We start from the raw sequence: 11210 nt of genomic DNA, 5'->3' as shown, positions 1-11210 counted from the left end.
CGACGTGCTCCGACCGCGCACGATCCCAACGCGACGCGGCGCGCGCCGTAGCCGAGCGGTCGCTTCGCACGTCCGCGAAGCACGTTCAGCGAACGGTGCCCGGTGAAGGACGGTGCCCGTCGCGAGCGCCGTCCCGTGTCCGAACGCCCGCCGCGTCGGCCGGCCCCCTTCCCACCCCGCCCCCATGATCCACTCGCTCGCCCTGTGTGCTCTCGCACTCGCCTGCCCGCCCTCCGACTCCGAACCCGGCGTTCTCGACGGCCGCGCCACTCGCGTCCAGGCCTACAAGAACGGCGTCGCGCTCGTCTCGATGCGCCTCGTCGGGACCGCCGACGCCGACGGCGCCCTGGCCTTCGAACTGCCCGACGCGGGGCTGCTCGAGGGCGGAGCCTGGATCGAAGGTCCGCGCGCCCCGCGCGAGGTCAGGGCCGGCGCGGAGGAGCGCACCACGCGCCGACCGTGCGCCACGCTGTTCGAGACGCTCGAAGCGAACGTCGGGAACGACGTGGTCCTGGTCTGGGCGCCGCGCGCCGTTCAGAGCGCCGTGCCGAGCTTCATCAGCGGCCGCATCCAGCACGTGAGCGACCCCGGCGGCGTCGACGTCTACGGCCGACCGAACGTGCAGGCGGCCGGCGTCGTGGTCCTCCGGCAGACCGACGGCACGACGCGCACGCTCCCGCTCGGCGACGTGCTGTCGATCAGCGGCGGCGATCTGAGGCACACGATCGCGGAGACGGAGCTGGGCGCCTGGTCGCTCGAACTCACGACGGAACCGAACAGTGAGTTCACCTGCGACCTGCAGTTCCTCGCGCGCGGGATCGACTGGCGCGCCGTCTACCGGCTCGACGGCGACCTCGAGGGCGAGGACGAGCTGACGGTGGCCTACGAGCTGAAGAACGAGCTGGTGGACCTCGAAGGGACCACGGTGCACCTCGTCGCGGGTGAGGCGAACTTCACGCGAGACGGTTCGCTCAGCTTCCTCTCGGGACTGTCGCCGAGCACGCGCGACGCGGAGCCCCAGCAGCAGTGGTCCCAACAGATCGGCAACTTCGCGAACAACTCGCTGCGGGCGGGTGCTCCGACGAGCGCGCCGAGCGAATCGCGCAACCCGAGTTCCTCCGACGGCGACCTGACGCGGCTGCCGCTCGGCGCGGTCGATCTCGCGCGCGGCGGTCGCGCGCTCCTGCGCACCACGACGTCGCCGGCGCGCGTCGATCACCTGTACACGCTCGACCTCGACGTGCGGCGCGGATCGGAGAACGGCGTCGAGATCCGCGACGCCTTCGGTGCACCGGAGCGCTGGGAACCGGCCTATCGCGGCGGCTACGTCGAGTACCGACGCTCGAAGGCCTGGCACAGGCTGACGCTCGCGAATAGCGGCCCTCTGCCCTGGACGACCGGACCGCTGCTGGTGGTGCGCGCGCTCGAGGACGGACCGTTCCCGCTGGCCCAGGAAACCCTGCGCTACACGCCGGCGGGCGACATCGCCGAGGTCCCGCTCAACCTCGCGCTCGGACTGGAGACGGAGTTCTGGGAGGAGTCGTTGCCCACGCTCGATCGCAAGGATGGCGCCGCGGCCGTGACCGGGCGCCTGGTGCTCACGAACCGCATCGGCGAGACGATCCGCGTGCGCACGCGACTCGGGCTCGGCGGCCAGGTGACGGTCACCGAGGGCGACGCGCGGGTGTCAGCTTCACCGGGTCGCGACGCGGACTGGACCGGCACGGAGCGTGCGAACTGGCGCTGGCACCGCGAGGAGAATCCCCACTCGCAGATCGAGTGGACCATCGAACTCGACGCCGGGGCGAGTGCGACGCTCGCCTACGAGTCCACCTTCGACCTCGAGCGCCGCTGAGGGCTCGGGAAGTGCGGCGCCGACCCGGTCACTCGAAGGCGACCGGGTCGCGCCAGGGCACGGATTCCTCGGACGATTCGGGCTCGGGCGCGGAGACGCCGCGGCCGAGGAACGGGCTCGCGATCAGCGCCAGCACGTAGACGCCCGCTCCGATCCACACGACCATCGTGAAGCCGGCCATCAGCGCGATCACGATCGTGAGGACGCTGCCGATCACGGACGTGTAGCCGTTGATGCCCCAGGCCCAGGCGGTGGCGCGCGGGTCGGCGTCCGCGAGTCGCGCGAGCCCGAGCGGGAAGGGCATGCCCATGAAGAACGCGAGCGGCGCGAGCAACGCCACGCTGACCGCGATGCGCGCGGCGTCGGGCAGCTGGAGCGTCAGGTCGAACACCGTGTCGAGCACGAGCGGGTAGACGCCGGCGATCGCGGCCACGATGGCGAGCGCGATCCAGGGGCGGCCGAGGCGCGGCGCGACGGCGCTGCCGATGCCGCTGAACACGAGCACGCTGAACAGCACGACCGCGAGCGAGTAGACGGGGTTGCCGAGGAACAGCACGAACTTCTGCGCCAGCACCACCTCGACCAGGATGAAGCCGAGGCCCAGGCTGCCGAAGTAGACGAGCAGCGGCGCGAGCGGAACGCGGTGGCCTTCTTCGGCGCGCACCTCGCGCCGCAGCCGCAGCAGCGGGCCGATCACGAACAGCCACGAGACGGCGGTCAGCACCAGGAGCAGGATCACGAGGATCGCGTGGCTCGTGAGCCCACCGAGCGGCGTGATCCACGAGTCGCGGTTGGTCACGAACTTCGGATCGAAGCGCGAGGTCTCGAAGAAGAACGGACGGTCGTCCGTCGGCGCCGCCACGTCGTAGGGATAGGCCGCCAGCCAGGAGACCTTGTCCTGCGCGGTGGCGTAGTCGTCGAACGGACGGGCGACGATGTTCGAAGCCGTGCCGCCGGGCAGCACGTAGTCGCTGTCGCGATCGGGGTGGTACAGCGTCCGCACGCCCAGCTTCGCGCCGGCCTCGTCGAGGCTGGCGAGTTGTTCGGCGGCGAACGGCGTGCGCGAGAAGATGACGACCGAGAAGCCGTTGGACTCGACCAGGACGACGTGGCGCGACGGGTCCTCGATGCCGGCGTCCTGGAGTGCGTTCCAAGCCAGGACGAACAGGCGCAGCGTGTTGCGCGGCAGTCCGTCCGAGTCCGGGAGGAACCAGCGCGTGAGCGTGACGAATCCGCCGTCGTTCGTGTGCTCGAGGTAGGTGCCGAACGCCTCGCGCGTGTAGAGGAAGTTCTCCGACAGGCTGAACGCGCCGGCCTGGGTCGTGGACGCGGTGTCGACGCCCGACAGCTGCACGATGTCGTACTTGGTCGTGTCGCGCTCGAGCCAGTGACGGCCCTCCGCCACGTGCACCTCGATCGTGCCGTCGTCGCCGTCGTTGTCCCAGTCGTACAGGCGCCCCTGGAAGTCGAGCGCCTGTTCACGCACGCCCTTCACGACGCTGGGGTTGATCTCGACGCCGACGATCTTCTTCGCACCGAAGCGTTTGGCGGTCAACAGGTCCATGCCGCCGCCCGCGCCGATGCACAGCACGTCGTGGTCGGAGACGAGGCGGTGGACGAGACTCGCCGGCAGCCACTCGACGATCTCCGGCGGCGCGGCACCGTCCGTGCGGTCCCACTCCATGACGTTGGTCATGGCCCAGGTGTCGATCGTGATCCCGACCTGACGCGGCTGCGGACCCGAGTAGTTCGACGACAGACCCCACAGGCCCCAGGCACCGTAGACCTCCGGCCAGTCGAAGACGTCGACGCGACTGAGCGACGTCCACTCGCGGAAGTCGACGAAGTCGTCGATGCCGTGGACGCCCTTGACGTAGCCCCCCTCGCCGAACGAGACGAGATCGGCCTCCTCCGGGGGCAACAGTCGCGCCTCCACGGTGCCGCCCTTCACGGAGCGTGCGCTGAAGACGCCGGGCGTGTCGGTCTCCGTGATCTCGCCGTGGATGAGTTCGGTCCGCGCTCCGCCGGGGGCGCTCGCCTTGAACTCGACGCGGCTGGGCGAGTTGGTCTCGAGCCACTCCACCACGCGCGCGAGCGGCTTGCTGTCCGGCGGGTAGAGCGTGAACTGCGAATCGCGCAGGCCGTCGAACACGCCCAGCGCGACGAAACCCGCGCACAGCACGGCCGTGACGAACTGGCCCCAGATCGAGGTGCCCAGGGCGTAGAGCAGTGCGCCCAGCGCCACGAGACCGCCGCTGGCGATCGCCACCTCGGAAGCGGACAGGTGCAGCGCGTCGAACAGGACGACGGCGAGGCCGCAACCGGCGCCGGATCCGAGCAGGTTCGCGGCGTAGACCTTGCCGGCCTCCGCGCGGTGCACGGTGAGGGTCGCGCTGACCGCCTTGCCGAGGAAGAAGAACGGCGCGAACAGCACCGCCATCACCACCAGGAGTCCGCCCTGGTTGCGGTCCTCGATCAGGTGCATCGCGTCGACGCGCGTGTGGAGGGCGATCCACAGGCCGACGACGATCAGGACCGCGGCGACGGCGGCCGGACGCCAGAGACGCCGAGCGCCGTTCTCGTCCAACCACTCCGGCCGGCGCGCCAGCCAGACCCCGCTCATCGCGAAGCCGAGCAGGGCGATCGAGATCACGAGGAACCCGAAGTGGTACCAGAGCACCACGCTGAAGACCTTCGTCAGCGCCACCTGGAGCATCAGGAGGCCGCAGGACGTGGCGAAGAGGGCTCCCATGCGGGAGGCGGGGACCGCGGGGCGCGCGTCGGACATCGGGATCGGGAGGGGCGTCGGGAGAGGGTCGGCGCGGACAGCAGCCTGCCCGTATGGTATCCCGCCGGGGAAGCCGAGCACCGACCCCGTACCGCCCGCGTGCCCCACCCTTCCGGGCCGGGGAGCCGATCTCCGCCCGCCGAACCGACCGAACCATGCCCAGGGCCACCACGATGCAGATCCTGACGAAGCGCACCTTCGGTGGCGCCGCGATCGTCATCGCCGCGACCCTTGGCGCCTGCGCCCTGTTCGGTCCGCGCAAGCCGCCCGTCTACGAACCGTTCACCACGCCATCGGGCGTGGTCGTGCAGGACCTGACGGTGCCGAAGGAGATGGCCGTGATCCAGCCGGGCCAGCCGGTGACCATGCACCTGGTCATCACGCTCGAGGACGGCACCCAGATCGAGAACACCGAGGAGAGTGGCCAGCCGCTCGAGTTCGTGCGCGGTCAGGAAGCGGCCCTGCCCCTGCCGCCCACGTTCATCACCGGCTTCTCGGAGGGCCTCGAGGGCCTGCGCGACCGCGGCCGCCGCGCGCTGCGCCTGCCCCCCGACGTGGCGTTCGGCGCGGGCGGCATCCCCGGGCAGGTTCCGCCCGACTCGACCCTCCTGATCACGATCGAGGTCCTGGGCGTCGGCGCGCCCGCGGAGTAGTCGCGGGTGCCTTCGCGGCGACGCGCGCGACGCGGGAACGACCACGACGACGGGAGCGACGACGGCTTCGACGGTGACGCGGACGGCGGCGATCGGGCCCCCGAGATCGACCTGCACGGCCTGCGTCCCGAGGAAGCGCTGCGACGACTCGCACTCGCCGTGCACTCCGCGCGCGTCCGCGGCAGCGACGCCCTCCTGGTGGTGACCGGCCGCGGCTGGGGCAACGAACGCAACGAGCCCGTGCTGCGGACGAAGGTCGAGCACTGGACGCGGACACAGGACGCTCGCGAGCGCGGCGTGCTGGGATTCGAACGCAGCCAGAAGGGCGGCGCGTTGCGTCTGCGACTGAAGGCGCGGCCCTCGGTGTGAGGCTCCGCGCGCGGTGTCGGCACGCGCTCCGCGTACCATCCGCGCCCATGACCTTCGACCTCGCCCGCGAACTCGACCTCGCCCCCCGCCTGTTCGACGGCGCCGTCGGCACGCAGTTGCTCGTCAGCGGCTTCGATCCGAAGCGCGACCTCTTGGGCGACAAGGGGCCGTTGGCTCTGAACCTGACGCGGCCCGAGCAGGTGCGCGCCGTCCACGAGAGCTACCTGGACGCGGGCTCGCACTGGATCACGACGAACACGTTCGCCGCCTCGCCCGCGGACCTCGTGCAGCAAGGACTGTCCGAGCGCGGCGATCGCCTGGTGGATGCAGCCGTGGCGGCCGCACGCGAAGCGGTGGACGCCTGGCGCGGAGACGTTCCGGACGCGCGCGTCCTCGGCTCGATCGGTCCCGGTTGGACGCCGGACGCGACCGCGGCGGGCGAACGCGCGGCCGACGCGCTCGAACTGGCGCGACGACTGGTCGGCGGCGGCGTCGACGGACTGTTGCTCGAGACGATCACGCGCCTCGACCACCTGCGCGTCGTGTACGCGAGCCTGCGCGAGCTGGCCGACCGCGAGGGTCTGGCCGTGATCGCGTCGGTGGCCTTCGGACCCGACGGACGTCTGGCCGACGGCGCGAGCGCAGCCGACGTGGCCGCCTGGGCGAGGAGCGTCGAGCCCGTCCTGTTGAGCACGAACTGCGGACGCGGACCGGACGACACGGAACGCGACCTCGCGGCCCTGCGCGAACACTGGAGCGGTCCGTTGGCCGCCAGCCCCACGGCCGGCCTGCCCGCGGGCGACGACCTCTCGACGTTCCCGGTCGACGCCGAGGCGTTCGCGGACCGCGTGGCCCCGTGGATCGAGCGCTTCGACCTGGTCGCACTCGGCGGCTGTTGCGGTACGTCGCCGCGGCACCTGGCGCGCGTCTCGGACGCCCTGGGTCTCGAACGCCACTGGGTCCTGCCGGACGAGGACGACGACGAGTTCGACGACGACGGCGGAGGTGAGGGGTGAACGCCGACGCGACCCCCACCCATGCGGACGCGCCCGCGGCCGAGCACGCGACGCCGGCCGCGACGGCCCCGAAGCCTCGCCCGCTCCTCGAGTGGATCGGTTGGCTCGGCATGGCGCTGTTGTTGGGCGCCTACGCCGCGCGGAGCTTCGAGTGGCTCGAGCCCCGCTCGCTCGAGTACGTCGGCATCAACGTGGTCGGAGCTCTGATGGTCGCCGTCATCTGCGCCGCGAAACGCGCCTGGCCGGCGTTCGCGCTGGAGATCGCGTGGGTGGTGCTGTCCGTCCCCGCCCTGTGGGGAGGTGCCGCGTGAACGCGACCGAAGCACAGCCGTCCACCGTTGACGCCGAAGCCGACCGCGAACCGGGACGGCACGTCGACGTGCTCGGTTGGATCGGCACCGTCACGGTCCTGCTCGCCCACGCGCTGGCCAACACCGACCGCATCGACGACACGGGCTGGATGTACCACGGACTCAACCTCGCCGGTTCGGCGGCGCTCGGCTACCTGTGCGTGCGACGCAAGGTCTGGCAGAGCGTCTGGCTCAACGCCGTGTGGGGCGTGGTCGCGATCGTGGCGCTCGTCGGCATCGCGACCCGCTGACGGATCACAGGCGCGGGACTCGCTCAGCCGTGCAGCACGTCGAGCGCCTGGGACGCGAGCCACTCGAGCAGCGCCTCGCGGTCGAGCGCGCCACTGACCCGCGAACGCACGCGGCCTCCCATGACCAGCGCGAGGCTCGGCACGGCGGACAGGCCGAGGGCGTCGAGCACCGCCGGCTCGCGATGGGCGTCCACGCGATAGACGAGCGCGCTGCCGCACAGCGTGCGGGCCAACTCGCGCAGGTCGCCGTCGAGCAGACGCTCCTTCGGAACCCCCTCACCGCAGACCTGCACGAGGATCGCGAGGTCGCTGTGCGCCAGGAGACGATCGAGTCGACTCGCGGCGACGGCCGCGATCGCGCCGGACATCAAGGCGCTCCGGCAGCGACCGCAGCGCGCGCGTTCCCCGACGCGACCGTCCGGCACGCGGTTCTCGGCGCCGCACAGGTTGCAGGGGACCGAGACGTGGACGGAGTCGATCGCGACGCCTGCGGCGTTCGAAGAGGTTCCACGGCCCCGGACGTCGGTCGGCGGTCGGTTCTCGGTGGTGCGTTCCACGACGGAGGCATGCTAGCGAGCCCGGCCGATCACCGTTCGTCAGGCGCGCATCAGGAGCGCGTGGAGCTGGCCGCGACCGCGCGTCCGATGCCGCGCAAGGCCCCTCTCGCAGGCGACTTGTGGCTCCGCGACGCCAGATCGGGCGGCGAGTCGCGGCGGATGGCCGCTGCCCCGAACGGGCTCGGGACGGACCGTCGATCGAGCGCGCGAACCCAGGCGCGGGAGGTCCGGCGAGCGCACGGACCTGCGACGGACCCATCAGCCAGCATCCTCTGACGATCCCTCTCGCACGCGAACACGATGTCCACGCCCAACGCCCCCACCCAGCCCCGTTCCACCACCGCGTACCGCATCGAGACGGAGCGGCTCGTCCTGCGGCCGTGGGAGTTCCGCGACGCGGACGCCATGCGCGTGGCCGTCGCCGACAGCGCCTCGCACCTGTTGCCGTGGTTGCCGTGGGCGCTGTTCGAGCCGCAGTCGGTCGACGACAAGTACGCGTTGATCCGCCGCTTCCGCGCGCAGTTCGACCTGGACGCCGACCACGTCTACGGCATCTTCGCGGACGACGGTCGCACGGTGATCGGTGGCACCGGTCTGCACAACCGCATCGGCCCCGGCGCGCGCGAGATCGGCTACTGGATCCACGTGGACCACGTGCGCCGCGGCTACGGGCGCGAGGCGACGGCGGCGCTGACGAAGGTCGGCTTCGAGGTGCAGGGGCTGCGCAAGATCGAGATCCGCGTACAGCCCGAGAACACGGCGAGCCTCGGCATCCCGATCGAGCTCGGCTACCGGGACACCGGGATCCTGCGCAGCGTGTGTCCGGGGCTCGACCCGTCGAGCTTCCACGACGCGCGCGTCTTCTCGTTGATGGCCACCGAGTACCCCGCGAGCCCGAGCGTGACCGCGAAGGTGCGCGCGCTCGACGGACTGGGTCGCGAACTGCTCGCGAGCTGCGAGTAGGAACGAGAACGGGTCGGCGCCGGTCGCGAACGACCGGCGCCGACCCGTTGCGGCGCTGCGAGCTGAGTCGCCCTCGCGCTCGGTTCAGGGCCGCAGCTCGAGCCGCACCGGGCAGCTGATCCAGGTCACGAGCGCGGGATCGGTGGGATCGATGACCACGACGACGTGGTGCAGCACGATCTCCTCGAAGCCGGCCAACTGGTTCACGTTGCCCTTGAAGGCGGTGGTCGCACGACCTTGGGCGTTGAGCGTCCCGAACGAGTTCTGGAGCGGGAACGTGTTGGGCGTGAACACCGTCTGTTGGGTGTAGGCGTCCCAGACGAGCGGCAGGGTCAGCGCACCGACCGGCAGGCCCGGCTCGGTGCCGGAAGCGCTGCCGACGACCCAGAACAGGTTGCCCGCGTTGGCCACACCGGCGTTCGTCCGCATGCGGATGAAGCCGCCGTCGGACACGTCGAACTCGGGCTCGTCGATCGTGAAGCTCGGCGTGTCGAACGCGATCGTGCGCTCCTCCATGAGGAACGGCTCGCTCTTGCCGGTGGACTCCCACAGGTCGTAGGCGATCTGACCGCGCGCATCGGTCGTGTTGCTGTCGCGCAGGAACTCGACCCACTCCTTCGCGGTCGTCTGGTAGTAGAGACGCACGCGTGCGGACGTCGCACCGGCGGGGATGGAGAAGGTCGTGTCGTCCCAGTACTGCCCGTCCGCGTAGGTCGCGCCGACCGGGTGCGCCTGGACCGCTTCGAAACCCGCGTTCGTGAAGCCGCGCGGAGGGATGCGGTTGTCCTTCTCGATGACGTTGGAGAGCATGTAGTGCTGTCCTTCGCCGGCCGGCGCACCGCTAGCCGCAGCGGCCGCCGCGTCGAGACCGAGCTCGATCTCGTAGACCTTCGTCGTGACCTCGTCGAGCGTGGCATTGACCAGGTCGTAGCCGCCGCGCTCGTCGACGACGTTGCAGTTCGCGTCCAGGTACTGGACGTTGAGCCAGATCCGGCGGCCCTCCACGAATCCGGTGGGCAGCTTGTGGCCCGAGTCGTTCCACACGCGCACGGCGAGATCGCCGTTGGTGTCCACTTCGACGTCCATCTCCGCCGCGTCGCGCAGCATCCGACCGGTGCGCTCCTTGGCTCCGGCGACCGCAGCGGGCGTCAGATCGGAGTTCGCGGACGTCGGGTAGAGACGCTTCGCGGGATCGGTCTCGGCGTCCAGCGCGAGCACCGCGTCGAGGACCCACGTGTTCGCTCCGTGCAGGTGGTGCAGGGGCATGTCGGGGCGCTGGACCGGAGAGAAGCCCGGCGCGCACGCGATGTCGTTCGCGTCCGGCATGTGGCAGTCCTGGCAGGAGGCCACGTTCTGCTTCTCGCCGCCGAACTTGCCGTTCAGGTTGATCGGGCCCTGGGCGAACGCGCTCTCGGCCCACTCCGAGTACGTGCGCTGCTGCGGGAACTGGTCCTGCTTGGACGCGGTGCTGGGCTGGCCGAGCGCGTTCAAGACGTAGGTGTCCGTCGGGCTCGGCGTCGGTCCACCGACGCGCGTGTAGAGCGCGTTCGAGTTGTCGTGGCACGTGGCGCAGAGCAGCGACTCGCGGTGGTACGGCGACTCGGCGACCGGGTGCCAGTTGAAGAACTGACCGAGGTCGAAGGGCCCGCGGCGCACGTCGTCGGGGTCGACGATGTAGTAGCCGTTGTGCGCGTCGGTCGGCAGGTTGCCGGCGCCGCTGAGAGCCGCGAGGATCGCGGTGTCGGAAGCCGGGTTGGCCGGACTCGCGACCGGGTCGACCATCCGGTGGCAGACGTTGCAGGTCACGCCGTCGAAGTCCTCGTCCGTCAGCAGGCTGCCGTCCGTTCCACCCGGCGCCGTGACGTTGCCCTCGAGGAAACCACCGGGCGTGTGGCAGCGCAGGCAGCTCGCGCCGACACCGGGAACCTCCTGCTCCGAGACCGTCAAGCAGGCCCAGAACATCGGGTCACGCGCGGACTGCGCCATCAGGCTCGCGTTCCACAGCGAGTAGGGCTCGACGTCCTCGTCGTAGTTGCCGTGGCAGAACTTGCAGCCCGTCGACGGCACGATCGAGAGGTTCAGGCTGCCGGGCTGGGTGCCGGGCCCGGCGAAGTCCGCCGCCGTCGTCAGGTAGCCGATGGGCATCGGCGCGGGAGCCGAGAACGAAGTGGCGACGGTGGCCACGGCGGCGAAGAAGGCGGCGACGGCCGCGAACGGACGAGTCATGGGACGTGACGGGCTGGGGCCCGGATGCGGACCGCGGACCTGGGGAGAGTCGCGGCCGAGGAAGAGATCGCCGAGAGGGTGTCGCGAACGGTGATCGCAGAGGCGGACCGAAATGTACCCCCTCAGGCGAGTGCGCCTACCTCGGTCGACTCCCCCCGCGTTGGAGAAGCCGGCGAGCGGAT

Annotated in this window: 10 protein-coding genes; 7 read left to right on the top strand and 3 right to left on the bottom strand. The window is 70.9% G+C overall.

The annotated features are described in order from the left end of the window. The first annotated feature begins 184 nt into the window (after positions 1–184). Entirely contained in the window at positions 185–1855 is a 1671-nt protein-coding gene (locus Pla163_RS03425) for a hypothetical protein (protein ID WP_145183598.1), read from the top strand. A gap of 28 nt (positions 1856–1883) precedes the next feature. Here the strand turns inward: Pla163_RS03425 and Pla163_RS03420 are convergent, their stop codons facing one another. Beyond that, on the bottom strand, positions 1884–4607 hold the full coding sequence (locus Pla163_RS03420; protein WP_145183595.1) for a hypothetical protein: 2724 nt from the start codon (positions 4605–4607) through the stop codon (positions 1884–1886). 191 nt (positions 4608–4798) lie between these two features. Between Pla163_RS03420 and Pla163_RS03415 the strand changes: the two genes are divergently transcribed. The 5 genes from Pla163_RS03415 to Pla163_RS03395 are packed head-to-tail and all read left to right on the top strand — an operon-like array spanning position 4799 to position 7282. After that, positions 4799–5296 carry an FKBP-type peptidyl-prolyl cis-trans isomerase gene (locus tag Pla163_RS03415; RefSeq protein ID WP_419186276.1) on the top strand — a complete coding sequence of 166 codons (498 nt, stop codon included), beginning with the start codon at positions 4799–4801 and terminating at the stop codon, positions 5294–5296. 6 nt (positions 5297–5302) lie between these two features. Next, positions 5303–5665 (top strand): Smr/MutS family protein, encoded by a 363-nt coding sequence (locus Pla163_RS03410; RefSeq protein ID WP_145183589.1) that lies wholly within the window; start codon positions 5303–5305, stop codon positions 5663–5665. A 47-nt stretch (positions 5666–5712) separates the two neighbouring features. Further along, on the top strand, positions 5713–6681 hold the full coding sequence (locus Pla163_RS03405) for a homocysteine S-methyltransferase family protein (RefSeq protein ID WP_145183586.1): 969 nt from the start codon (positions 5713–5715) through the stop codon (positions 6679–6681). After that, the gene (locus Pla163_RS03400; protein ID WP_145183583.1) at positions 6678–6992 is read left to right on the top strand and encodes a CBU_0592 family membrane protein; all 315 of its coding nucleotides are present in this window, start codon (positions 6678–6680) and stop codon (positions 6990–6992) included. Before Pla163_RS03405 ends, Pla163_RS03400 begins: the two co-directional genes overlap by 4 nt. Further along, on the top strand, positions 6989–7282 hold the full coding sequence (locus Pla163_RS03395) for a CBU_0592 family membrane protein (protein WP_145183580.1): 294 nt from the start codon (positions 6989–6991) through the stop codon (positions 7280–7282). The genes Pla163_RS03400 and Pla163_RS03395 overlap by 4 nt, the downstream gene beginning before the upstream one ends. Positions 7283–7305: 23 nt before the next feature. On the opposite strand, the gene Pla163_RS03390 is transcribed toward Pla163_RS03395, so the two are convergent. Next, positions 7306–7839, bottom strand: a complete 534-nt coding sequence (locus Pla163_RS03390; RefSeq protein WP_145183577.1) for a thioredoxin domain-containing protein — start codon at positions 7837–7839, stop codon at positions 7306–7308. 300 nt (positions 7840–8139) lie between these two features. Between Pla163_RS03390 and Pla163_RS03385 the strand changes: the two genes are divergently transcribed. After that, on the top strand, positions 8140–8802 hold the full coding sequence (locus Pla163_RS03385) for a GNAT family N-acetyltransferase (RefSeq protein WP_145183574.1): 663 nt from the start codon (positions 8140–8142) through the stop codon (positions 8800–8802). Between the two features lie 84 nt (positions 8803–8886). On the opposite strand, the gene Pla163_RS03380 is transcribed toward Pla163_RS03385, so the two are convergent. Further along, positions 8887–11028 (bottom strand): hypothetical protein, encoded by a 2142-nt coding sequence (locus Pla163_RS03380; protein WP_419186275.1) that lies wholly within the window; start codon positions 11026–11028, stop codon positions 8887–8889. Between the last annotated feature and the right edge of the window lie 182 nt (positions 11029–11210).

Origin of the sequence: Rohdeia mirabilis (assembly GCA_007750655.1) — a bacterium.
Lineage (GTDB): Bacteria > Planctomycetota > UBA1135 > UBA1135.
Note: the sequence above shows the minus strand (reverse complement) of the source record. Positions and strands in the feature narration are given on the sequence as shown.

Bases quoted from the DNA above. Each gene is read 5' to 3' on its own strand.
- Pla163_RS03380 (WP_419186275.1), bottom strand. From the start codon at position 11,028: ATGACTCGTCCGTTCGCGGCCGTCGCCGCCTTCTTCGCCGCCGTGGCC.
- Pla163_RS03415 (WP_419186276.1), top strand. From the start codon at position 4,799: ATGCCCAGGGCCACCACGATGCAGATCCTGACGAAGCGCACCTTCGGT.
- Pla163_RS03385 (WP_145183574.1), top strand. From the start codon at position 8,140: ATGTCCACGCCCAACGCCCCCACCCAGCCCCGTTCCACCACCGCGTAC.
- Pla163_RS03405 (WP_145183586.1), top strand. From the start codon at position 5,713: ATGACCTTCGACCTCGCCCGCGAACTCGACCTCGCCCCCCGCCTGTTC.
- Pla163_RS03420 (WP_145183595.1), bottom strand. From the start codon at position 4,607: ATGGGAGCCCTCTTCGCCACGTCCTGCGGCCTCCTGATGCTCCAGGTG.
- Pla163_RS03425 (WP_145183598.1), top strand. From the start codon at position 185: ATGATCCACTCGCTCGCCCTGTGTGCTCTCGCACTCGCCTGCCCGCCC.